The organism is Autumnicola psychrophila (genome assembly GCF_031846645.1).
GTDB lineage: Bacteria > Bacteroidota > Bacteroidia > Flavobacteriales > Flavobacteriaceae > Autumnicola > Autumnicola psychrophila.
The window spans coordinates 1-23,777 of the sequence record NZ_JAVRHN010000013.1; the positions used below are offsets into that span (position 1 = coordinate 1).

Here is a 23,777-nt window from a genome sequence, read left to right on the forward strand (position 1 = left end):
GGTTTTTGGTGATGCTCTGAAAATGCCACTTTTCGACCTTTACACAAAGTAGTACTCAGGTTTTTATAAACTTTTTGTGGATGGACTGGTTATTGCTTAATTTTGCACACTTAAAATAATTATTGTGGCTAAAATTGGAGACATAGATGTAGGAGAATTTCCGTTGTTGCTTGCACCAATGGAAGATGTGAGCGATCCTCCTTTTAGAGCGCTTTGTAAAGAGCAGGGCGCAGATGTTGTTTTTACAGAGTTCATTTCTTCGGAAGGGCTTATTCGCGATGCAGCGAAAAGCGTGATGAAACTTGATATTTATGAAAAAGAGCGACCTGTGGGAATTCAGATTTTTGGTGCTAACCTTGAATCCATGCTACAGTCGGTCGAAATTGTGGAAAAATCTGGTCCGGATATTATTGATATCAATTTTGGTTGTCCGGTGAAAAAAGTGGTTTCCAAAGGAGCGGGAGCAGGGATTTTAAAAGATATCGACCTGATGGTTTCCCTTACCGAAGCCATGGTAAAGCATACTAAGCTGCCTGTAACGGTAAAAACCCGCCTGGGCTGGGACCACGATTCTATAAAAATCCTGGAAGTAGCAGAAAGGCTTCAGGATGTGGGTTGTAAAGCAATATCCATCCACGGACGCACACGGGCGCAGATGTACAAAGGTGAAGCTGACTGGGCACCAATTGCAGAAGTAAAGAATAATCCGCGGATGCACATTCCGGTATTTGGAAACGGAGATGTGGATACTCCCGAAAGAGCTATGGAAATGCGGGACAAATTCGGATTGGATGGCGCGATGATTGGTCGGGCTAGTATTGGATATCCGTGGTTCTTCAGGGAAGTAAAGCACTACTTTGAAACCGGAGAACACCTTGCGCCGCCAAGTCTTCAGGAGCGTGTTGATGCTGCAAGACGACATTTACAAATGTCTATCGACTGGAAAGGGGAGAAGCTGGGCGTTTTTGAAACCCGTCGGCACTATACCAATTATTTTAAAGGTATTCCGCATTTTAAAGAATACCGCATGAAAATGGTGACCAGCGATGATGCCGCCGATGTTTTTGCTGCTTTTGATGAGGTGGAAAAGGAATTTTCCGGATTTGAATTTGCGTAAGGAAAAAAGATTAGAGACCGCTTCGCTGCAATAACAAAGAATCAAGACAAGTAGAGGAAGTTAGAAACCCCTCCGGCCTAATGGCCTTCTCCCCTTCAAAATAAGGGGAGGAGCTTTAAAATGATTTTTCAAAGCAAAGTATATATGAATTTGCGTAAGGAAAAAAGATTAGAGACCGCTTCGCTGCAATAACAAAGAATTAAGACAAGTAGAGGGAGTTAGAAACCCCTCCGGCCTAACGGCCACCTCCCCTTGAAAATAAGGGGAGGAGCTTTAAAATGTTTTTCAAAGCAAAATATTCGTGAATTTGCGTAAGGAAAAAAGATTAGAGACCGCTTCGCTGCAAGAACAAAGAATCAGGACAAGTAGAGGAAGTTAGAAACCCCTCCGGCCTAACGGCCACCTCCCTTTGAAAATAAGGGGAGGAGCTTTAAAATGATTTCAAAGCAAAATATTCGTGAATTTGTTTAGGGAAAAACTATACCGCTCTTAAGGCTTTTTTGCTTCGGCCTGCCGCGACATAAGAGGCTACTAAACCTAAAATTCCAATAGTCAGGATCACGATTAAAATATTTTCCGCAGTAATCGCTACGGGATAAGGTAAACTGGACGTGATCATTACCAGGTCGTACTGCAGTTGGAGATAAATGAGCAAAAGGGAACTTCCCAGGCCAATTGCGCCGCCTACCACGCACATAAGCATGCCCTGCAGGAAGAAAATGTTTTTTATCTGGTTTGGTGTCGCACCAAGGCTAAAAAGTGTTTTCACGTTGTCCCTTTTATCGAGAATTACCATAATTATGGAACCTACCACGTTAAAAAGGGCAATTATCAGCACTAAGGTAAAGATGAGGTATACCGCAAGATTTTCGGTATTGAGCATTTTATAGAGGACTTCATTAAGCTGTGCCCGGTTTTTTACAATAACTTCTTCAGTAAATATGGATTTGACTTTTTCTGAAACCACTTCAGAGTCTGCACCCGGAGCTAATTTTAACTCTAAAGCAGAATATTGGTTATCCTCTAAATTCAGCAGATTTTGGGCAAAATTGATGTTCGAAAACACATATTTATCGTCCAATTCTTCATTGATAGAATAAATTCCGCTTACGATCACCTGCTTTTTATTAAAAGCATCCATAGGATTGGTAATCTGGCCTTTTCCGGGCCTGGGAACGAGAATATTCAGCAGTTCATTGTAATTAAAAGTGCTTAAACCCAGCAACCGGCTAATCCCAATGCCCACAACGACCTGCGGTTCGCTGGAAGTAAGCCAGGTACCATCAAAAATAGCCTCTTCAATATTGCTTACCTGCCGGTAATTCTCGTCTACACCTTTAATAAACGCCGTATGGTTCTTGGAGCGGTAGTCCAGGAAAATCCGCTCTTCGATAATTTTACTGAAATTGGTGACCCCCTCAATTTGCCCAATATCGGCATACTGTTCTTCAGTAAACGAAATTGTCTTTCCAGTCGCCGGAAGCACCTTAAGATCGGGGTCGAATTGGTTGGTGTAAGATAAGCTGAAATTGCGCAGTCCCGAAAATCCGGAAAGGACAATAAATAATGAAAAAGCACCTGCAAACACGCCTATGCCGGCGATAATGGTAATAATATTGATCGCATTATTACTGCTCTTGCTAAAAAGGTATCGCCTGGCGATGTAGAGTGAAAATTTCAAGTCACGACTTTTTCCTTCTGTCCAGTAAATCGGGATTTGAGATTGGATCTTCTGTTCCCTTTATAGATTTTTCAATTCCTTCGATATATTCCAGGGAATCGTCGATATAATAATTAATATCGGGCATTTTGCGTAACTGATTTTTTGTCCGTTGCGCCATTTCGTGCTTAATTTTAGGCTTTACGGCATTAATCTCTTCCAAAATTTCTTCGCCGTGTTTAGGCGGAAAAACACTAAGATATGCCTTTGCTATAGAAAGATCTGTAGTGACTTTTACTTTGGAAACGGATATCAAAATCCCGGTTTTGCCCGCATCCCTTAAATTATTCTGAAGGATATCGGCCAGATCTTTCTGCAGTACGCCTCCTATTTTCTTCTGTCTGTTAGTTTCTTCCATAATGCAAAAATAGCATATTTATATTTTAATATTCTTAATTTAGAGGATTCCGGTAAAGTCGGTTAAATCTATACTTTTGGAAACAGAGAATAAAGACCGCTTTACTGTAAGAATAAAGAAAAAGAATTTAGAGGTACTAAGTGATGATGAGTCTAAATTTTCAGGAGTCTGTTTTTATTCTGAAGATGATTTAAATAAAGAGAAAGATTTTGAAGATACTAAAATGAAAAAGATTGAACATATAGGCATAGCCGTTAAGGATCTTGAAGAAGCGAATAAAACCTATAAAGCGCTGTTAGGTGCAGAACATTATAAAACGGAAAAAGTGGGGAGCGAAGGTGTTTCTACTTCCTTTTTTAAGATTGGGGACAGCAAAATTGAATTGCTGGCGGCAACTAATGCTGAAAGTCCTATTGCGAAATTTATAGCAAAGCGGGGAGAGGGCATCCATCACCTGGCTTTTGCGGTAGATAATATTGAAGCTGAAATTAAGCGGCTTCAAACTGAAGGTTTTGTGCTGTTAAATGATGCTCCCAAAAAAGGCGCTGACAATAAAATGATTGCTTTTTTGCACCCGAAAAGTTCTAACGGGGTTTTGGTGGAATTGTGCCAGGAGATTATCCCCTCGCAGGAATTTGCAGAAAAGAAAGGTTTGTAAGATAAGCTTTTATAGAGCGGGGAAAGGCGGGTGTAAAAATTAAAAGAAATTGTTTGCTGTGTAAGATAGAATTATATAAATTTGCGCCCTCATAACACCAATGAGCCGGTCCTATAGCTCAGCTGGTTAGAGCACCTGACTCATAATCAGGTGGTCCCTGGTTCGAGTCCAGGTGGGACCACGCCAGTAAAGACAAGGCTTCCGAGGAATCGGAAGCCTTTCTTTTTTTGGTTGGGTACAACATAGGTACAACAAATTTTAAATACATTTTTTAGCTCAGCTCAGATAGTTAATCAGAAGATTTGATTGTACCCTTTTAGGCAGGATCCTAAATTGCCTGGCATAATTAATGGTTTTAGAAGTTTAAATGTTTGGGAGTAAATTTTTAACTTCAATTTACAGAACCAATTGCTTAGCGTTTTTACTTATTAGAAGTTAAACTTCCATTTTCTGTCATTATATAAAGTAAAGAGGAGGGGTTTGTTTTTTCTCAGTTGTGATTTAAGTAGGTTTTTAGGGTTGTAAAAAAAAAGAAGAGACATTAGAAAATGTATGTAATCTATGTTTTTTACCTTTAATTCCCATATATCCTTGTTTTTCGTATATTTCAAATTATTGTAATACTTTACTTTTAATGAATAGTAGAAAAAAGGAAACGATTAAGCAACATCAAGGATATAAAAGATTTGAAAATGATTTAAAACGCAGAAAACAGAAATCTGTTTTACCAAATATATCTATTGATAGTAATTCGGAGCTACTTCATCTCTCATTACCATATAGAACAAGTTTTATCAAATTTTTTGATAAAAAGTTTAATAGTATCCCGAGCGAATCAAAATCTATAAAGGTTCCAAAAAGATTGTCTTTTACTTCTGATTTTGATAGAACAACTAGAACCTTCAATAATCTACATTATGCTCTTTTTAGGAGTAAGGAGTTCATAACGATTGATTTCAAAAACTGTAAATTTCTAAGTATTGGTACTGGGACCATTTTACAAATCATGATTCAGAACTTCTATTCCTTTAAAGCAAGATTTAATGATTCGAGATATAAAAAAATCACCAAAGAATTAAAAATTAAACCATCTAGTCATCTTAAAACAAATAAAATGTTATTTGCTTTAAATATTATAGATGAATTTGAAGGAATGGATGAGCTGGAAGAGTCCGGATTCTTAGCTTTAGATTTAAAATCTGGATCTAAATCAAAATCTAATTATAAAGAAAATATAAAAGGCCGACTCTGTACAGAGGTCAATGATTTTGTTAACAAATCAATGAGTCCATCTGGATATGAACTACAACCAAAAGCCTCGAAATATTTACAGAATTTATTAGGTGAAATTTTGGGTAATGCGGAAGATCATAGTGAATTAAATACATATTATATTAATGGAGTTTCTTTTAAAGAGCCCGATGATTCTGATTTGACAATAGAGTTAAATCTATGTATAGTAAATTATGGATATTCGTTTTATGAAGGATTTAAAAAAACAGAAGAAAAGAATATTATTGTAAGGGATAAGATGCGGAGGTATTATTTTAACCATATGAACATTTTAGGAGGAAAGCATGATGGGAACTTCACCGAAGAATCTCTTTACACTTTATATGGGCTTCAAGAAGGTGTAAGTAGGTTAAAATATGATGAAAAGAGTAGGGGCAATGGAACAATGAATTTTATAAAGGCTTTTATCAATTTAGGTAAATTTGCTAAAGAAAAAGCTATTTATAAACCTCAAATGAATCTTATTTCAGGCCACACAGTTATTACTTGTACAGATGAATATGCTCCTTATGAAAAGGACATGAGATTTTGGTTATCTTTAAACAAAGAACAAAACTTAGGAAAGCTTCCCGACAGGAAATGTATATTTGCTAATAAAGAGTCTTTTCCGGGAACAATATTGCAGGTAAAAATTTTTATGAATAAGGAAAATTTCTCTAAAGTTGTAAAAAATGGAGGATAGAAAAGCAATTAATCTTTTACCTGAACATAGAGGTACTAAAAGTAGCACCTTTACCGGAAGACCTCAGGGCAAACAGGTTCGTGAAAAGCTAAAACTCGACACTACAGATAAAGATTCGAATAAGTATTTTATTAATATTCCCTCTAATACAATCTCCTTTAACGCCTCCTTTTATTTAGGACTTTTCTTCGATAGTATAGAACATTTGAAAGGCTTCAAAAACTTTAAAGATAAATATAGATTTAAAATCTTGGAAGAAAACGGATTAGTAAAAGAAGGTTTAATGGAGGATTTAAAGGAGTGTGAACGTCAAGCAATTAATGAATATAACGATTTAAAGTAGCATTTTCTTTGGACATTTACCACATAGAAATATTCACGTCTCCAGAAGGAAACTTTCTTGAAAAAAATATCGTTGCTATTATAGGACTTCTTCTTGTAATTTTGACCTACTTAGGAGAGAGAATATCATCTGCTAAAAGGGCTAAAAAGAATAATAAATATAATTGGTTCCTCAGTATTATTATTCAGCCGAATTTAGAACGCATTGAAAAAATTTATTCATCTACAGAAGAAACACTGAAAAAATCGATTAATGAATTAAGGACCTCCAGTAGTTTGCCACATGATCAATATCTTCTTCTACAAAGAAAAAAAATGAATCAGTTCAAGAACGAGAAAAGGTCTTATTTCAATAATTTTAGTTCTTTGGTAAGAGCATATGATCCAAATTTGGCGAATAGAATTGATGAGATAATAAACGAATTAGATGATATCTACACCCAAAATTTAGATGAAGGTATAAGTGATGAAAGCAAAAGTTTTAGTGTAATTTCTTCGGAAATATACCGAAACCAAACAACGCTATATGCTAATTTATTTGAGGAAATAAATTTAATTGAAACAAGATAAATCTGGTATAACTTTTTAGGTCCTTAAATTAGGAGTTGTCAAATTTTAAAGGCTTGGTCATCTCAGTGTTTATATTTAGCACTGTCTCAATTAATACTAGTGAAAGGTTCTAGCTCAATTTCAAACTATCGAAAAATTGTGTGTTAAAACCTCCTGCCATTATAATATACGGATAATTGTAAAGATCACATTCGCGAATTTAATAGCCTATAACATCTTCATTCGCTTGGATAGATTTGACTATATCTTGGACAACCACATTTCTTGTGGCTTATTAACATTAATATTAGCAAAGTCGAAAACTGAATTCTGCACTGTATTTATTGGATTCCTTAGGAAACTTAAAAAAAGTTGAAGAAAATCAAGCTTAAAAAATTCATATCACATCCAACATAAATTCTTACCTGACCTTTTGCATATTAACCTTATTTTTAAACTTCTTTGCTGCTGCTTTTTATGATTTACTCAAACAATCATTTAGCGATCTCTTACTACCTTCTCCCTTTTTTCTTTTGATTATATTTAATAGCTTAAAGAATCGAGAGCTATGGAAAAATTTATTCTAAATGCTGGAAAAGCACTGGCTAAATGGAGGTCAGGGATAAATTATTTCCTGGAAGAGAAAGTGCAGAATAGCTCTACCAACCTTATTCTCTTCATCCTTTCTATCTTTGTTGTTTTTATTTTGAGCTTCAGCCTTATTTTCGGTCCAGGATCTATTACTTATAATTTCCCTGTTTTCTTAATCCTTTTCGCAGTAATGGTTTTGGTTCTGGTTTGGCTGGCCATTTTCCACGAATCAAATAAGTATTTAGAAACCGAGCGTCATGATTTTCGGTTAATCCCTCTTAAGAAATTGCAGGTAAGGTTCGAACTACTCAACCTGGATAAAGAATCAAAAGAACAATTCATCAGGTTGATAAAAGGGTTGTGCGTCAGAAAAAAGATCAATTTTACTATGGGCAACAAAAGCGGTGACTCGGCCAACCATCGAATCCTTTTCGTTCTTTTCGATGAACTAATTGTTGGAGGAATCCAGGATCTTTCCGGGGAGCGGAAACGGAGCTTCTTCAACTTACTCATGGATTCCTTCCTAATGAACAACGAGCCGCTAAAAGAAAACACTTTAAAAACCAGTTTTTCCACCTGGAAAAACGATCAGGAAAAAATTAATTCCCGCAATCAGCGAAAGCTTGTCCGGCAGATGCTGGGAATAGAATAATTATAGCGTAATTATCTTCTTATTTGAATTATCCTATTGATTTATAGGTATTTGCTTTCCTAAGTTTGTCTTGCGCAAAATGTAAAAGGCCTTTTACTCATTTCTAATTTTAAATACGATAGTTATGAATGAGCAAGAACAAATGGTGGGTTTATTAGAAGATATTAAAGTTTTACTGACCCACACCAAAAAAGTAATGAACGTGGATGACCTGGCACAATATACCGGACTCTCCAAAAGCAAGATCTATAAGCTTACCCATTTAAAGCTTATCCCTACAGGTAATAATTCTAATATCCGTCAGAAGTTTTTTGATAAGGAAAAAATAGATGTCTGGTTGTTGGGGGAACCGAACCTTTCTGATGAATTCCTGGAGCAGCAGTTTAATCAAAAGCTGCTTAAGAACCGGAAGTAGGTTTTTCCATTCAATAATCCTAAATTTTTTGAGATGAAAAATATATCCTATATCAGGGTGGGTACCTGCTACTATAAAATTGTACAGATACCTACCATTTCAGGGCACTTTAATGAGAGCCTGGTTCAATGGAACATTGAGACCCTCCGCAATGATCACGGTAAAGCTTTTATTGGCGCCATTAAAAAATATGATGGCTTCACCTGCCTTCCCGGTCATAAAGATTTTAAAAAGGAATGTCATGGGTTTTACAATACCTATTCTCCTTTGCCTCATATCCCGCAGGAAGGGAAGGTGGATATTTCACTACGCTTTGTTAAGCATATTTTTGGGAACCAGTTCGAGTTGGGACTTGATTATATACAGCTACTGTATTTCAGGCCGCTCCAGATCTTACCTATCCTGTGCCTGGTCTCCAAAGAGAGGGTTACAGGTAAGACAACCTTTCTTAAATGGCTAAAAGCCATTTTTGACAATAACCTGACTTACCTCACCAATGACAATTTCAGCAGCCAGTTTAATGCTGATTGGGCCAACAAACTTCTTATATGTATCGATGAAGTACTTTTCAACAAAGAAGAACTTACAGAACGGATCAAATACTTAAGTACCACCGATTTTAATAAACTGGAAGCCAAAGGCAAGGACAAACGCGAGGTGGAATTTTTTAGCAAGTTTATTCTCTGCAGTAACAATGAGGTAAACTTCATTAAAATCGATAGTGAGGAAACGCGCTTTTGGGTATTAAAAGTTCCTTCCTTAAAAAAAGAAGAAACCCATTTTTTAGAAGACCTGAAGGCAGAAATTCCGGCTTTTCTATTTTACCTGGATCAGCGCCAGTTAACTAGCAGGCACAGCACGAGGATGTGGTTTGCACCGGAAGAGGTACGCACCGATGCTTTAACCAGTTTGATGCAGAATAACCGAAATCGTGTGGAAAAGGAACTGGCCAATATAATCCTGAGCGTCATGGAAACTTATGAAGTGGATGAAGTAAATATTTGTCCCGTGGATGCTTTGCATGTTTTAAACCGCACCCGGATTAAGACGGACCTAACGCAATTGCGGCAGATACTAAAAAAGGATTGGGAACTAAGCAACCAGGACAATTCCCTTAGCTATCAAAAGATGATCATGTGGGTGGATGGCGGACTGGGGTTCATTCCTGCAAAAGGAAGATACTATACTGTTACAGCATCTTTTTTACTGCAGCGCTTTGGCCAAGAACAGCAAAGTGATGAGATGATGAATAAGTGATACACCTGTGAAAGGTACAATTTATAAGGTCTTTCCTTCAAATAATCATCATTCCAAATCATCCTTAGAGTATATTACTAGTAAACAGCATTAGGTTATTCTTTTTTTTTGATGAATGATGAGAAAATATAAATAAGACTAGTGATACTCTGGGTTTTCAGCCGCATCGTTTTCCTCATCGTTTTTTCATCAAAGAATAATGATGAAGTGGGAACAGTAAGGATTAGTAATACTCATCAATGAAAAGTGAAATGAGAAGAGAAAATAGTATATCCAAGAGCTGTGAAAGCGCCCGTAATATTTGCATCGTAAAAACGCTGGCAAAATTAGGGCACTTCCCCAGCAGAACATCGGAGAAAGAAGCTTGGTTTCTGAGTCCCCTTCGGTCAGAAACCCAAGCCTCTTTCAACGTTTCTTTGCGTAAGAACTTATGGTATGACTTCGGAATTGGCAAAGGAGGTTCTATTATAGACTTGATTATGGCTATGAAAACCTGTTCTATAAAGGAGGCAGTGCAATTCTTACAAGCGGACACTATAATTCCTTATTTTATTGCGACTACACCACAACTCCCTTCTAAAAACAAAATTAAAATTACAGCTGTAGGGACTCTGAAGCATTACGCTTTACAAGGGTATTTACGCTCGAGAAGAATTCCTGTTGAAGTTGCCCGGAGGTACTGTAAAGAAGTTTGGTACACGTTGAAAGGCCAGGGATACTTTGCTGTAGGATTAGAAAACAATTTGGGAGGATGGGAGCTTCGGAATAAATATTACAAGAATTCCTCTTCTCCTAAATCATATAGCTTTATTGATCATTCATCAAATCGACTTGTGGTAACTGAAGGCATCTTTGATTTTCTTACCCTGGCAGTTCTAAATGAAAGTTTAGTAAATGCTTCAGATGGTATTGTACTTAATTCCCTTGTTTTCCTGAAAGACATCAAAAACATTGTTTCTAAATACCACGAAGTATTTCTCTTCCTGGATAACGACCCTGCAGGAGAAAAAGCTACTAAATCGCTTTTAAGATTTTTTGCAAATGTCACTGATTGCAGTGTTTCTTACCACCCCCATAAAGACCTGAATGAAAAATTGATTTCTAATTCAAAGAATAAAAAAGTTGAAGGAGAGAAATAAATATGACTGTAAATGCCTAATGGAGAATTTCAGTTGAAAGAGTAAAGCAAGATGTGTCATTGTCATGACATTCTTGCTTTACGCCCGGAGGTTGCAAAGACTTTAAAAGGAAAAAAATGAAAAGGGAATATATCCAGATCCGCTGCTCGATTTACGAGAAGAAGCTGCTAAAAAGAAGAGCGGCCAGGGCAGGAATTTCACTTTCAGAATATCTCCGATCTACTGCTTTTGAAAGAAATATTGTAGAACGGATTACCCCAGAGCAGTTGGAATACTACCGGATGTTGGTGCAATACAAAAATAACTTTGCCCGGATCAGCAGCATGTTTAAAAAGCGGGATCCGCAATTAGCTGCAACGGTAGAGAAGCTGGCGGAAGAAATCAGGAACCATTTAAAAAACTTTAAAAAATGATCGGGAAAGGACATTCAATTTCCAGTACAAAGGTATCCATATCCTATGGCTGGAACCAGGAGAAAGAGGCTGAAGTGGTGCTGAAAGAACATCTGGCGGGAGATACTCCCGCCGAGATAACGGAAGAGTTCAAAATTATTCAGTCACAAAATGAGCGTTGCCACAACAACACCTTAAGCTTTATAGTAAGCCCGTCGATTGAGGACGGAAAGGATTTAACCGAAAAAGACCTGGAAGAAATCGCTAAAAAGTTTTTAAAGGAAATGAACCTCCAAAACAATCAGTCCATTGGATTTGTTCACCGGGATAAGGCACATACCCATATCCATATCTATACCAATAGAATTGGTTTTGATGGAAAGGCCTACAATGACAGCTTTATCGGAAAACGAAGCCAACTAGCGGCAGATAAGGTCGCAAAGGAATTAGGATTTAACAGGGCGAGGGAAATACAACAGGAAAGGCTTCAGGAGTTCAAAAACCTTCGACAGGAAATCAAAATCATAAATGACCGGGTCCTTCACACAAGGCCAAAGTCCATGGATGAATATATGAGCAAAATGAAAGCTCATAAAGTGGATGTAATTCCCACTATCAATAAATCCAATCAACTACAGGGGTTCCGTGTGGAATACAAAGGAGTAAATCTTAAAGCAAGTGAGGTGCACCGGGATATGGGTGGCAATAGACTCATTGCGAAAATTTCTCAAAACAGGAGTTTTACCAGGTTAAAGGAAGTACCAAAAAGTCTGCTAATAATGAACAAAACTGTACAGTTAAGTAATAAACTAACAACCAGAATAGCCAAAGAACTTATAAAGGGAGCTCTGAAAGCACTGGATACCGGTATAGGAATATAAATTTTAAAATTTTGAGCAATGAAAAAATTAGATGAGATTATGGAACTGATGGCCGATGAGATGGCTGATTTTAAAACTACTGTTCTAGAGCTTCAACGACTTTCGGATAAACTATTTGATCTCAGCATCCCAATTACAACTGAAGTTCTGGAAAAAGAATTAAACATCTTTCTGAAAAAGCAGGAAACGGAAAGCCAGGAAAGGGATGAAATTCTAAAGGGCATTGATAAGAAATTAAAGAAAGCCAGCCTGATACCAAATTACCTTTTGATACTTTTTGGTAGTATGGGAATATTTGCTTTAAGTTTAATAGGATACTTTAGTTACACCTCAAAAGAAAAAACAGAGCAAAATTTTGAAATCTACCAGATGATCATGGAATCTCAAAATAAGCGATACGATGATTATTTTGAAGCATATCCGGAAATCCACAAGGCATACTGCAAGTGGCTAGAGAGTGGATACCAGGGTTTGTAATGACAAATGGCCTGTAGCAAAAATTAGTAAATTTGCGGCAAATGGCCTGAAACCCTCAGTAAACCCGTTGAAATTTACGGCAAAAAATCAGTAAAAAATAAAAGCAATTTTTTAGATCAGTGGATAATGAGTAAATATTCCAGTAAATGGGCTCAAAAGCCTTGATAACAGGCTGAAATTTACTGGTAATGTAAAACAGAAGTAGGATGCGCCCTATGCTGTTTTTACTTAACGCTTAACTTCCCGTACGCTATAAAAACAGCACAGGAACCTCGCGCAGGTAAGGTTATGGTAGATATGGGGCTAAATAAGGATGTTCCTTCTATTAATGAGTGAATATTTTCCCCTAATACACACCCGATATTTTATGAGGGGCGCTATTGGGGGAAAAATATTTTTTATGAGGCATACCTCCACAGATCAAGGTAAGGATTATCTCTTTAAAGGAGACATGGGAATTGATTTTTAAAAAAGTCTATAAAATTTTATTAATTAGGTTTTAAAATTATCCAAGATTGAATATCCCAATTAAATAAATGGTTTAAATTCAAGTGCAATATCATTCAGCGGAAGAGATAGGTTCTGTGAATCCCAGTAAATCACTTCTTCAACTGCTGGGCACATGTAGGACAACTTTCTGCTTTTCTCTCTCCCGAGGAAATTTCTTCAGAGAATCCTGCAGCAAGTATACCAGTGGGCAGGGCGAACAACCCAATTCCAATTATAGCGATAACCCCACCTAAAAACTGCCCATAACCTGTAATAGGATAAATATCTCCATAACCCACCGTGGTAAGGGTTGCAATCCCCCACCACATGGTCTCAGGGATGCTTGAAAAATTTTCAGGCTGAGCTTCGTTTTCAATATAGTACATTAATGTAGAAGCCATCAATAGGAGGAAAATGGTAAAGATCAGAGAAATCATAAGTTCTTCCTTTTTCTTATCCAAAACCCGCTTCATTAATTTAAGGGCTTTTAAATATCGGGCAATTTTAAACAAACGGAAAATCCTGAACATTCTTAACATTCTTAATAACCTAAGGTCTACTCCAAGGAATGGAAGGAAAAAGGGGAGTATTGCTAGAAGATCGATCATTGCAAGAGGAGAAAAAGCAAATTTAATTCTACCCACTATAGGCTGTGAGAATTTAGGTTCTAGATTGGCAGTCCATAGTCTCAGTAGATATTCTACTGTAAAAATGACTACTGAAAATACTTCAAAAAGAAAGAATTGCTCCTGATACTTATGTTTTAACGGGGCGACAGATTCAAGAATTATAGCCACAATATTTAAGAAAATAAGACTGATAATAAAAATATCGAAATACCAGCTTGGATCCCCTGACTGTTTGGAAATCGCTAAGATTTTATAAATTTTTCTTTTCAATAGTTGTTCAATTTATGAATTTTGAGCATTGGTCAAAGGAGTTGTCTTTATAGTAATTTAACCACGCCATAAAACAACTTCATCTTCTGTGGTTAACATATCCTGATTTTTCAGTAATTCCAAAGCGGGCTCCATATACTTCATGTTTTCTTTTGAAATCCTACTATACCCAAGCATTTTCGCAACTTCCTTAAAAAGTAAATCTTTTGAGACCTCTATGTTGCTTTGGAGAATTGGTGTAAAGCCATGTAGTAGCTCTTCAGGTGCAATTGATGAAGGGTGTCTTTGTTGACCTTCTGGTGGTAATCGAAGAGCTTCAATAGATCCAACATCTTCTGGAGTATTCCAAAAAAATATTTGACCATTGGATTTAGTTCGATGGATGCCTTTAGAGCAAGTTTCTAAAAATTGGTCAATCCTATTTCCTCTTCGGGCAAATCCCCAGGAGCGTGATACTTTCGAGAAACATTCTTCTCTGGAAACAGGTGCTAAAGCTTGAACCAGCCCTTTCATTTGGTTACTTACTAAGTTAGCATTCTCAAAAAATTCGCCTATTGGATTTATTTCCAACATTGTAGGATCATATAGTTGAGAGTTTACAACTGGCGGCAAGTTTTCCTGAAGTACATCCATTTCATTCTCTTGAGAATTTGAGTTTTCATTTTCGGCAATAGAATCGGGAATGGCTATGTCTTTGACAGCCTTTTTAATGGCCTCTCGTGGCGCAGCTAACAGGGCTTCTAACTCCTGATGAAGCTTATCTATGCATTTTCCACTGTCGTACCACCAGTCAGTTGACCAGATCCTTAGAATTGCCCAGCCAAGACCTTCCAGCACCATCTGCCTAAGAATATCTCTGTCTCTTGCCGATTTGGCAGAGTGAAAACGCGCACCATCACACTCTATACCTGCTAAAAAGCGTCCTGAATATTCAGGATGTACAACCCCCAGATCTACTCGATAACCACCAACTCCTATTTGGGTCCGGACTTCCCAGCCTTTTTTTCGGAGTGCATCAGTAACCTCTTTTTCGAAAATGGAATCAAACTCATCAACATTGTTAAAAGACTGTTGACGAAGGAGAGCTGTATGACCTTCCTGTGCATAAAGCAAATATTCTTTTAGTAGCCGGAGTCCTTCTGAGGTGCTTGTGCTAACATCAAGTTCCCGTGGGTGAAAGTTTGAAAATATTTTCACTTCATTTCTGGCTCGGGTCACAGCGACATTTAAACGACGTTCACCTCCCGAATTATTTAAAGGACCAAAATTGCGGCTGATTTTTCCAAGGCTGTCTTTCCCGTAGCCCACCGAAAATAGGATCAAATCTCTTTCATCTCCCTGTACATTTTCTAGGTTCTTGACAAAAATATATTCAGGATTATTGACGTCGAAAAAGGTTTCGAACTGTGGTTCCTTCTGCAAACGTACATCGATTAAATCGCTGATAAGGTTCGCTTGGACAGAACTAAAAGTAACCACCCCAATAGAGCCCGTGCTGCTTTCTTCTTTCAATCGGCTAAAAATTTCATCAACTACAGCATTAGCCTCCCCGACATTTGTTTTTGACTTCCCTTTATCGTAAAAGGCCTCCTTTCCTGTTACTATCATAAGAGAAACCTTGTCATCTTCAGTGTCACTGGCGGGAAATGTATTAAGCCGATTGTCATATATATGGTGATTTGAAAAGCTGATAAGACTTTCAGAGCGGCTTCGATAATGCCATTTAAGAAGCATCTCCGGGTATATACTGCCAAACATTTCAAGAACACTTTCACAGTCTATTTTCTCATCTGATTCATCTTCAGATTTCATACTAAAGAAAGCGGTTGGTGGCAATTGTTTAGTGTCTCCAACAATTATTGCCTGTTTTCCTCTTGATAATGCCCCTATAGCATCCCAAGGGGGAATCTGTGAAGCTTCATCAAAGATGACTATGTCAAAATCTGGTGAGACGGGGAGATATTGACTAACGGACATTGGGCTCATCAGGTAACATGGCTTAAGGGTCTGCGCTACTGAACTAATGGAATCCAAGAACTTACGAATAGGAAGATGCCTCCTACTCTTCTTATTTTCCTTCACAATAAGACCCACCGGCGAATCGGGTAAAATTAGATTCCCCATTCTTGGTTTATCAGCAGATATTTTACCTGAGAGGGCCTTTTCAGTGTAAGCTCTGTATTTGAGATCCAGGTTTTTAAAATCAGAATCCAACTTGTTTAGCTGAAGGCCGGTTGTACTGTTTAATGTATTTGAGTCTTCACTTTTCTCCTGTAGCCATTGACGGTGAAAGTTATAGTTGAAAACCTGATAAATATTTGATTTCGAGATTTCTCCTTTATCCACATTTTCAAAAAGCGGATTTAAGCCTGCTTGGGAAAGTTCAGATTTTAGCACATTCATTGTCGTTACATCTCTAAACAGCGAAAAAGAGTTTTGAATAGCTTCGAGTTTTTGTGCCAATTCAGCCGCTTTCACTTCAAAACATTCAGGCTTTAGCTCTAGTTCGTCCTTCAGCAAATTCAGATTAGTTCTCATTACAATTAGGAATTCGTGCTTTTGCACCAGTTCTTTTTTAATTTCGCTGGATTCTGCCAGGGCTAAGGAGCGGTTTTTAACAAGAGTAGTAATAAAAGCTTTAGCTGAAGCGGCTGTTCCGAAATCTGAAGAGTAGAGCGCTAAAAGATCTTTATTCACATCTTCTGCCCAGGCCATGGCCTTTCGGAATTTCCCGTCAATTGTCAGCTGGTATTCTTCTCCTATTGCTTCTTTCACAAAGCGGGAAGCCTTTTCTTCTTTTATTAACCCCTCCTGATATTTTATTCCAGCTTCGAAGTACTGATCATATTTTTCCAGCGGTTCTAATTTATCTTTTATCAGATTTTTAAGTCTTCCTTTAAGCTTAAGCTTCTTGAAAAATGAGATAAGGAAAAACCCCTCCCGTGTTTCCTGTAGTTGCTGCTTTAACTCATAGAAATTCTCTTGAAACACTTTTGCCTGAAAGATCTTCTCCAGCTTTTGCCGGGTCTCCGCTTGATTTTTTAAGTGTTCTAAATTCTCATAGAATTCTGACTGATATTTCGGAAAATCTCCTTGTTTGAGAAACCCTGACGTAATTTCAGGTGTAGCCAATATCTTATCTACAAAATCTCCCAAGGCTAACCAGTTGACAATTTTCCATTTTGGATTAAGCGGAAGCTTATGATTGGCGTCCGCACTAATTCTTTCAAGTTCTTTAATCAGGGAGTGAATTTTGTTCAGCAATTGAATTATTACATCTTCGGTTCTGCTATTCCATTCCTTTTTCTGGACAGTGGCCCAAGCTAAATATTCTTCATTTGTTAAGCTTTCAGCAAACTCCTCCCAATTTTTTAATTTCGAAACAAGTTCTCTAAGTTCTGCTAAAGGGTATTCAAGAAAACTTTTAAATTCCAGATCAACCTTCGGCATATCATAACTTCTGGCAGCCAATCCAAAGGCTTTATACGCGGAAATACCTGAAGGACTTATTTCATGAAGTTCCCGGAAGTAGTTATTTAACCCGTCCCTTGAGGTTTTTAATTCTTCCGAAACCTGATCCCATTCCCCATTAAGTCCGTCAGAATTAAATTCCAGCGCATTGTAGAAGCTCTTTACAACTTCCTTTTTTTCTGATTTTTTAGAATGTAGTTCCAGACAGAACGGACCAATACCAATTTCCTGCAAGCGCCTGTACACAACTTCTAATGCAACTTTCTTTTCGGAAACAAAGAGTACTCGTTTGCCAATGCCAATGCAGTGTGCTATCATGTTAGCGATGGTCTGAGATTTTCCTGTGCCCGGAGGTCCTTGAAGAACAAAAGTGTTACCGTTCGCAGCTGAAAGTACTGCCGCCATTTGGGACGAGTCTGCTGATAATGGGCAGTACATATCCTTAGGGTGAAGTAGTTCTTCCACCTTGTCCTCGGAAACGAATTCTGGAATTTCTTTCGGGGCTTCAGACGTCATTATTGTACGAATGACAGGGCTTTTCAACATGTCCTCATAATGGTTATCCAATTCTTTCCACATGAGGTACTTCTGAAAAGAAAATTCACTTAGCCACACTTCTTCTTTAACTTCCCATCCGCGTTTGTCACGAATTATCTTTCGAATAATGTCAAATATCAGTTGAACATTCACCCCCGATTCATCTTCAGGAAGGGGATCCAGACCAGGGAATTCCAAATCAAAATCTCTTTTAAGTTTTTGAAGAAGGGTATAGTTCAATACTGTATCATCGTCACGGAGTGACAGGGAAAATTTACCTCCAACTGTTTTTTTCCTAAGATTGACAGGAAGCAACAGAAGTGGAGATCTCCTCTCTGTTTGACTGCGATCTGTCTCCTTCCAGGAAAGGATACCTAGGGCAAGGAATAATGTATTAGCCCCAGTTTCTTCCTCTGCATTCACTACCGAACGATATAGGCTGTTCAATACTGCCTGAAATTTGGTCTCAGAAATTTTGGTTAACAGCTTTTTTCTTTCAAAATTTAAAGTAATCTGGTCAGTTAGGATTTCTTGTTGGTCCGTCCGTTGGAGGTTCAAAGAACTTTGCCTTGGTTCAGGCAATATTTCGAAGGCTGCACCATCAGCAAGAATATCCTCAATTTCGTTCGGGCTATGACAAAGGATTTCTACAGTTCCTTTATTTGGACGAAAGTTCAAAAGGCGATTACGAAAACTAAGGTCCAGGAGCTTGTCTTTCCACTTATCCAGCTCTTTTTCCCGAGCCTCAACATTTTCAGGTAATTGAAATTCTTTAAACCTTCGACTTTCTAATTCCGCTTCTTCCTTTCTCAATTCCCTTTTTTCTGTTGTCCGATTAGCTAATGACGCAGAATCGTTCAGGGGGTGGATTCGGGCATGTCGTCGACAATGAGTCACGTCTATACCACAGATAAAATTTTCCTCATTTTTGAAGTGATCTTTACCTAGGCTCTCCAGTTGAGAAAAACTTATATTGATGTCAGCAGTGGCATTGGTAATTTCTATAGCCGCCATTTCATCCAGTTCCATCCTTTTCCTGTAAAACTGTGCATCTTCCTCCAGAGGTCGCGGTAGAAATTTATCTTCTAACCAAAAGCCGGCAAAAGCGTGACCTTGTATGATAAACACTAGAGAATGGATACCCGCCTGTTCTAAACAAGCAGCATAAAACAGAGAAATATCCAAACAGTTAGCCATTGAATGCTTGAGGATCTGCTCTGGCGTGCGGATTTTTTGGCCTGTATCTTCAAAACTCGCGGGAGCCTCTGAATAGGTTATGTTTTTTTCTCGAATAGCTTGGTATATTGCCTGAGCTGTCTGATATACCCGCTCACGATCTTTGCTTTGATAACCACTCAAAGCAGAATTTCCTGTCAGTTCCTTAAGAAAATCTGCAGCCTTTCGGTTGATACGCTGAACGACTTCGCTATTTGGCATTATGTGGCTCACCAGAAGTTCCAGGGGCGCCTGTTGCCCTAACCAAACACTCTCTGGCTCGATTTCTAAATCCTGAAAAGTTTTTGCTATTGTATTGCCCTGGGCATCCAGTAAATCAATTAAAACTCTTCCCCGAATCTTTTCGGTAACATTTCTGAAGTAATCCCAGGAGTGGCTTATAACTGGATTTTCTACAATGAAAGTTTCACCAGGAGGAATAGAGGAAATTGCAATTTCCCCGCTCAAAACTCCCTGTGGATCTGATATGATCTTTAATTTCAGATTCTCCAAATGATCTTCAGTATCGTTGCCAATCTGTAGCTTTTGAATGAGAGGGATGCGGTTTTGTAGTAGGGCGAGGTTCATTCGCTCCCTGGCTAAAAGATCCAGTTGAATGTTCATAGATTTAGATAATTGGTATTAATAAAATATTGAGCTTCTGGAATGCTTAGAAGAATTAATCCAGAAGATATGGGGTATGAAGGGGACAAAAATAATAATAAAGGATCAAACCGGCAGGAATGATTAACCAATTTATAGTTTGGCCTATATGGTTTTCGCAATCTTACAGGTTCTGTAAGCCCTAGCACTTGGGTCATAATGGTGGGATTATTTAAAGACTGCGAATAATTCTAGGGTAGGGACAATAGTAATTTTGCAGCGACGGTCTATAAAAATATTAAAAAAAATGAATAATGTGGTGAGGAATAGAGAAAATGTCATTTTGCCATAATAGTACAGGCAAGCTATTGGCTGTATTTCGCTAGAAAAACAAAGATCAGTCGAAACTACAGATTAATACGAGAGTATTTTTACTTCAACTCAATATAGGGTATAAAGTAATTTCAGGAAGAGTAAAGCAAAAGGAGAAAACGCGGAGGGGTTTTAGAAGACCTAATTTATTGTTTATTAGTATTTTTATTTTCAACTTAAATGAAGTCAAATAAGGAATATACTTAAGATCCTTACAGTCATTAAAGAAGACAATTTACTTAGTAAAATCTTCACAGGAAGAGAATTTTGCCTCACAAAAAATAGAATTATTGTTTCTTCTTCTGGAGAGTAGAAATGGAGAAGAGAACTGGGTTCATCAATTTTCTTTTGTAGTTTGATTGTGTGTTTGTAGTTTGATTGTGTGTTTGAAAATTGATGAACCCAGTAAAGGTAAAGTATTTTTTATCATAAATCAAGTAGCTTCTAAAGTATAATGAAAGATCTAAAAGTCAAGTATTTTGTGCAATATACTTGACAAATTAAATAATTTTAATATTTTTGATTTTATTATTATCCCTAAAGATGAAGGTAACTAAGAAAATAGAGCTCAAGGTAAACAGAATGAAAGAAGGGACGACTTTCAAGTATCAACAGCTAGGGGTGAATCAAGACGAATATATTGCAGCTGCCAAAGCTGTGGAAAGACTTGTAAAGAAAGGTGTTATTAAAAGAACCTCTACCGGAGTTTTCTATAAACCTAAACAATCTGTCTTTGGTGAGCTAAAGCCAAAGGAAGAAGAATTACTAAAGCCGTACTTATTTCGAGATGGAAAACGAATTGCTTACATAACCGGAAGTACATTATATAATCGGATGGGTTTAACCACCCAGGTACCTAAGACCATCAAAGTAGCCAGTAAAGTAAAACGAGTAGTAACCAAAATAGCAAAAACCCAAGTGAAACCAGTGAAGAGTTATGTGGAAGTTTCTAATGGAAATTACTACTTGCTCGAAATACTAGATGCACTAAAAGATTTTAAAACCATATCTGATATGGATAAAAAATCGGCTATTGGTTTACTAACTAACAAAATCTCGAATCTCGTAGAAGACGATCTTTTAAAGTTGGTAAGGTATGCTCTCAAATACCCGCCACGGGCAACTGCATTGTTAGGAGCCATCTTAGAGGCTTCTTCCAAGAATCAAGTTGAAGTTTTAAAGAATAGTTTAAACCCTCTTACTTCATACAATATGGGAATTAAAGAGGATATTTTACCAACAGCACCAAAATGGAATATTAACTAACATGAACCTACATAAAAACAGAGAATTATTGGAGGACGCTATTCTTGCCACAGCAGAATATTTGGAAATGAGAGAGATCTATGTGGAAAAAGATTACTGGGTAACCGTAGCCCTACATGAAATATTTCATTCAGATATTGCCAGTCAAGCAGTGTTTAAAGGAGGAACAGCACTTTCAAAATGTCATAAATTAATTGAAAGATTTTCAGAAGATATTGACTTGGTAGTACTTCGCGAAGAGGGAGAGAATGACAACCAGTTAAAGAGGAAGATTCGGAAAATAAGTAAGATTGTAGAAAAGGAAATTCCTGAAATAGAGGTTAAAGACTTGACCAAAAAAAGGGGAAACATCCGGAAAACTGTTCATCAATATGCAAAAATTTTTGATGGAGACTTTGGGCAGGTAAGAGAGCATGTTGTATTGGAAGCAACTTGGTTAGGAAATTTTGAACCATATTCTAAAATGCACGTAAGCTCGTATATTTATGAAATGATGAAAGGCAAGGGCCAGGAAGACTTGATCGCACAATATTCCTTGAATCCATTTACTCTCCAGGTATTGAGTACATATAGAACATTCTGTGAGAAAATTATGAGCCTCGTGAGATTTTCCCGATCAGAAACTCCTATTATAGATTTGAGAAACAAAATCCGGCATATATATGACATCCATCAAATGCTAAAGGATGAGGAAATTCACCAGTTTTTTAAAAGCAGTGAGTTTAATAAAATGCTAGTTAAAGTTGGTGAAGATGATATGATTGGATATAAGAATAATAATGAATGGCTAGCCGCACATCCTGCAACAGCTTTAATATTTGACCAACCAAAAGATGTGTGGGTGCAGTTAAGTCCGGAGTACAAGGGTAATTTTAGAGATTTGGTTACGGGAAATCTTCCCGAAGAGGAGGCATTGGTGGAAACTTTAAGAAAAGTAGGTGGGCGACTCAAAGCTATAGAATGGAAATTAAATCAAAATTGACGTCGCAGCATTATTATATTTAAAAGGTTTTTGATCCTATAAGAAATACAAAGTAGTTAGCTCTGAGACTTCTAAATTAAAACTTAGATATTAAATGTTTGAATTTGAAAAAGTTGGTAACCAGATAATCTTCATTTACCATTATGGAGAAAATGTGCCACCTAACTGGATGAGGGATAGACTGAAACAGGATGATGAGCTAACTTATAAAAGTACATTCAATTTTAAAACTCACCACCTTTATGGTGACGATAAGGTTAGGTTCGAACAAGACGATTATGATTTGCTAGTAGAATTATATGGACCAGATGAAACATACTCTTTTGTGTTTGCAGAATTGGCAGGTGAGTACTACAAAATTTTAGAGGGTGTTATAACAAAAAAAATTAGTGTTTTCTTTCACAAATCAATTTCTCTTGTTCCAGATTATTTTTATGCCGAAAATAATCTTTCCATTTTTGCACAAATTGAACAACTGGTAAATGAAGACATTTATATCGGTGGAAACCACTCAGTTTCAATTCCAAAAGATGAATTTGATAACTTAGTTAATAATTTCCCAAATTCATATGAAAAAGGGCTTTATGCTAAATCACGGATTAGTTCAATTTTAAGAAATTACTTCGATAGCACTTCAGATGAGGAATTTAAATTTAAAAGATATTTAAGAAAGAAGCCATCAAAAAAAGGGAAAAACCTGATTAAAAAATTCCAGGAATATGAGACAACCAAATTTCAGTTTCTACTAAGTAAACTAGAAAGTATGCTCAATGATGTGAATGCTTATAATGAAGATACTTGGCAGAACGAAATTTTGCAAATTATACTCCTTTTGTACCCGAAGTATATTTTGAGTTTTAAGAGTGTTTTTGTAAAGGCAGACATAGGTAAAAGAAAGTTCTTGGATTTCATGTTAGTAGATAGTAATGGCCATATAGATATCATAGAAATCAAACAACCCTTCGAAGATTCCATTATGACCAAGGGGGTTTACAGAGATAATTTTATTCCAAAAAGAGAACTTTCGGGAACGGTCATGCAATTGGAAAAATATATTTTCTATTTAAACAGATGGGGTGAGAAGGGTGAAAAGCTCATCACTCAGAAACTTAAAGATAAACTGCCATTAAATCTTGAAATTAAGATTATTAATCCTAAAGGTTTTATAATAATGGGTAGGGATAACAACTTATCTGCTCAGCAAAAATCCGATTTTGAGGTTATAAAGAGAAAATATAATAATGTTATAGACATTATTACTTATGATGATTTGTTACAGAGATTGAAATCCACTATATATCAGTTCCAAAATAGTGAGGCCATTGTTGAATAACAATACATATTAAGGCTGAAAAAACTGAGTTTAAAAGATAAATTTTCCGTTGCACATCCTCTGGAACAATATTCAAAGGATTTAATG

General features: G+C 37.0%; 19 protein-coding genes and 1 tRNA gene. 16 read left to right on the plus strand and 4 right to left on the minus strand.

Features of this window, described 5'->3' with window-relative positions:
• Positions 1-124: 124 nt before the first annotated feature.
• On the plus strand, positions 125-1,117 hold the full coding sequence (gene dusB, locus RM541_RS14915) for a tRNA dihydrouridine synthase DusB (protein ID WP_311500934.1): 993 nt from the start codon (positions 125-127) through the stop codon (positions 1,115-1,117).
• A gap of 478 nt (positions 1,118-1,595) precedes the next feature.
• Here the strand turns inward: dusB and RM541_RS14920 are convergent, their stop codons facing one another.
• A complete protein-coding gene (locus tag RM541_RS14920; protein WP_311500935.1) occupies positions 1,596-2,798 on the minus strand; it encodes an ABC transporter permease in 1,203 nt (400 codons plus the stop codon).
• Between the two features lies 1 nt (position 2,799).
• Positions 2,800-3,195, minus strand: coding sequence for a 30S ribosome-binding factor RbfA (gene rbfA / locus RM541_RS14925; protein WP_311500936.1), 396 nt, complete (start codon positions 3,193-3,195; stop codon positions 2,800-2,802).
• Positions 3,196-3,418: 223 nt separating this feature from the next.
• Between rbfA and mce the strand changes: the two genes are divergently transcribed.
• From mce to RM541_RS14985, 12 genes are all read left to right on the plus strand, one after another.
• Entirely contained in the window at positions 3,419-3,853 is a 435-nt protein-coding gene (gene mce, locus RM541_RS14930; protein WP_311501014.1) for a methylmalonyl-CoA epimerase, read from the plus strand.
• A 107-nt stretch (positions 3,854-3,960) separates the two neighbouring features.
• Positions 3,961-4,034: transfer RNA gene (locus RM541_RS14935), tRNA-Ile, on the plus strand.
• A 453-nt stretch (positions 4,035-4,487) separates the two neighbouring features.
• The gene (locus RM541_RS14940) at positions 4,488-5,828 is read left to right on the plus strand and encodes a hypothetical protein (RefSeq protein ID WP_311500937.1); all 1,341 of its coding nucleotides are present in this window, start codon (positions 4,488-4,490) and stop codon (positions 5,826-5,828) included.
• Positions 5,818-6,171 (plus strand): hypothetical protein, encoded by a 354-nt coding sequence (locus tag RM541_RS14945; RefSeq protein ID WP_311500938.1) that lies wholly within the window; start codon positions 5,818-5,820, stop codon positions 6,169-6,171. The genes RM541_RS14940 and RM541_RS14945 overlap by 11 nt, the downstream gene beginning before the upstream one ends.
• 8 nt (positions 6,172-6,179) lie before the next feature.
• The gene (locus RM541_RS14950; protein ID WP_311500939.1) at positions 6,180-6,740 is read left to right on the plus strand and encodes a hypothetical protein; all 561 of its coding nucleotides are present in this window, start codon (positions 6,180-6,182) and stop codon (positions 6,738-6,740) included.
• A 547-nt stretch (positions 6,741-7,287) separates the two neighbouring features.
• Entirely contained in the window at positions 7,288-7,962 is a 675-nt protein-coding gene (locus RM541_RS14955; protein ID WP_311500940.1) for a hypothetical protein, read from the plus strand.
• Positions 7,963-8,086: 124 nt separating this feature from the next.
• A complete protein-coding gene (locus RM541_RS14960) occupies positions 8,087-8,377 on the plus strand; it encodes a helix-turn-helix transcriptional regulator (protein ID WP_311500941.1) in 291 nt (96 codons plus the stop codon).
• A gap of 33 nt (positions 8,378-8,410) precedes the next feature.
• A complete protein-coding gene (locus tag RM541_RS14965; protein ID WP_311500942.1) occupies positions 8,411-9,634 on the plus strand; it encodes a primase-helicase family protein in 1,224 nt (407 codons plus the stop codon).
• A gap of 239 nt (positions 9,635-9,873) precedes the next feature.
• The gene (locus tag RM541_RS14970; protein WP_311500943.1) at positions 9,874-10,773 is read left to right on the plus strand and encodes a DUF8464 domain-containing protein; all 900 of its coding nucleotides are present in this window, start codon (positions 9,874-9,876) and stop codon (positions 10,771-10,773) included.
• Positions 10,774-10,889: 116 nt separating this feature from the next.
• Positions 10,890-11,186: a mobilization protein MbpA gene (gene mbpA, locus RM541_RS14975; protein ID WP_311500944.1), complete on the plus strand. Its 297-nt coding sequence runs from the start codon at positions 10,890-10,892 to the stop codon at positions 11,184-11,186.
• Positions 11,183-12,046, plus strand: a complete 864-nt coding sequence (locus tag RM541_RS14980; RefSeq protein ID WP_311500945.1) for a relaxase/mobilization nuclease domain-containing protein — start codon at positions 11,183-11,185, stop codon at positions 12,044-12,046. Before mbpA ends, RM541_RS14980 begins: the two co-directional genes overlap by 4 nt.
• 18 nt (positions 12,047-12,064) lie before the next feature.
• Positions 12,065-12,523 carry a DUF6730 family protein gene (locus RM541_RS14985; RefSeq protein WP_311500946.1) on the plus strand — a complete coding sequence of 153 codons (459 nt, stop codon included), beginning with the start codon at positions 12,065-12,067 and terminating at the stop codon, positions 12,521-12,523.
• 599 nt (positions 12,524-13,122) lie between these two features.
• On the opposite strand, the gene RM541_RS14990 is transcribed toward RM541_RS14985, so the two are convergent.
• Together RM541_RS14990 and proA are read right to left on the minus strand one after the other, a co-directional pair.
• Positions 13,123-13,911, minus strand: a complete 789-nt coding sequence (locus RM541_RS14990; RefSeq protein WP_311500947.1) for an ion transporter — start codon at positions 13,909-13,911, stop codon at positions 13,123-13,125.
• Positions 13,912-13,968: 57 nt separating this feature from the next.
• A complete protein-coding gene (gene proA / locus RM541_RS14995) occupies positions 13,969-19,758 on the minus strand; it encodes an anti-phage protein ProA (protein WP_311500948.1) in 5,790 nt (1,929 codons plus the stop codon).
• A gap of 894 nt (positions 19,759-20,652) precedes the next feature.
• Here proA and RM541_RS15000 point away from each other — a divergent pair.
• The 3 genes from RM541_RS15000 (at position 20,653) to RM541_RS15010 (ending at position 23,690) form a co-directional block, all read left to right on the plus strand.
• A complete protein-coding gene (locus RM541_RS15000; protein WP_311500949.1) occupies positions 20,653-21,375 on the plus strand; it encodes a DUF6088 family protein in 723 nt (240 codons plus the stop codon).
• A gap of 1 nt (position 21,376) precedes the next feature.
• Entirely contained in the window at positions 21,377-22,357 is a 981-nt protein-coding gene (locus RM541_RS15005) for a nucleotidyl transferase AbiEii/AbiGii toxin family protein (protein ID WP_311500950.1), read from the plus strand.
• 94 nt (positions 22,358-22,451) lie between these two features.
• On the plus strand, positions 22,452-23,690 hold the full coding sequence (locus RM541_RS15010) for a Shedu immune nuclease family protein (RefSeq protein WP_311500951.1): 1,239 nt from the start codon (positions 22,452-22,454) through the stop codon (positions 23,688-23,690).
• The last annotated feature ends 87 nt before the right edge of the window (positions 23,691-23,777 follow it).

What these genes read in the sequence shown, in the direction of transcription:
- rbfA (WP_311500936.1), bottom strand. Translation starts at nt 3,195, where the DNA reads ATGGAAGAAACTAACAGACAGAAGAAAATAGGAGGCGTACTGCAGAAA.
- RM541_RS15005 (WP_311500950.1), top strand. Translation starts at nt 21,377, where the DNA reads ATGAACCTACATAAAAACAGAGAATTATTGGAGGACGCTATTCTTGCC.
- RM541_RS14965 (WP_311500942.1), top strand. Translation starts at nt 8,411, where the DNA reads ATGAAAAATATATCCTATATCAGGGTGGGTACCTGCTACTATAAAATT.
- RM541_RS14945 (WP_311500938.1), top strand. Translation starts at nt 5,818, where the DNA reads ATGGAGGATAGAAAAGCAATTAATCTTTTACCTGAACATAGAGGTACT.
- RM541_RS14985 (WP_311500946.1), top strand. Translation starts at nt 12,065, where the DNA reads ATGAAAAAATTAGATGAGATTATGGAACTGATGGCCGATGAGATGGCT.
- proA (WP_311500948.1), bottom strand. Translation starts at nt 19,758, where the DNA reads ATGAACATTCAACTGGATCTTTTAGCCAGGGAGCGAATGAACCTCGCC.
- RM541_RS14970 (WP_311500943.1), top strand. Translation starts at nt 9,874, where the DNA reads ATGAAAAGTGAAATGAGAAGAGAAAATAGTATATCCAAGAGCTGTGAA.
- RM541_RS14960 (WP_311500941.1), top strand. Translation starts at nt 8,087, where the DNA reads ATGAATGAGCAAGAACAAATGGTGGGTTTATTAGAAGATATTAAAGTT.
- RM541_RS14980 (WP_311500945.1), top strand. Translation starts at nt 11,183, where the DNA reads ATGATCGGGAAAGGACATTCAATTTCCAGTACAAAGGTATCCATATCC.
- RM541_RS14940 (WP_311500937.1), top strand. Translation starts at nt 4,488, where the DNA reads ATGAATAGTAGAAAAAAGGAAACGATTAAGCAACATCAAGGATATAAA.
- RM541_RS15010 (WP_311500951.1), top strand. Translation starts at nt 22,452, where the DNA reads ATGTTTGAATTTGAAAAAGTTGGTAACCAGATAATCTTCATTTACCAT.
- mbpA (WP_311500944.1), top strand. Translation starts at nt 10,890, where the DNA reads ATGAAAAGGGAATATATCCAGATCCGCTGCTCGATTTACGAGAAGAAG.
- mce (WP_311501014.1), top strand. Translation starts at nt 3,419, where the DNA reads ATGAAAAAGATTGAACATATAGGCATAGCCGTTAAGGATCTTGAAGAA.
- RM541_RS14955 (WP_311500940.1), top strand. Translation starts at nt 7,288, where the DNA reads ATGGAAAAATTTATTCTAAATGCTGGAAAAGCACTGGCTAAATGGAGG.
- RM541_RS15000 (WP_311500949.1), top strand. Translation starts at nt 20,653, where the DNA reads ATGAAGGTAACTAAGAAAATAGAGCTCAAGGTAAACAGAATGAAAGAA.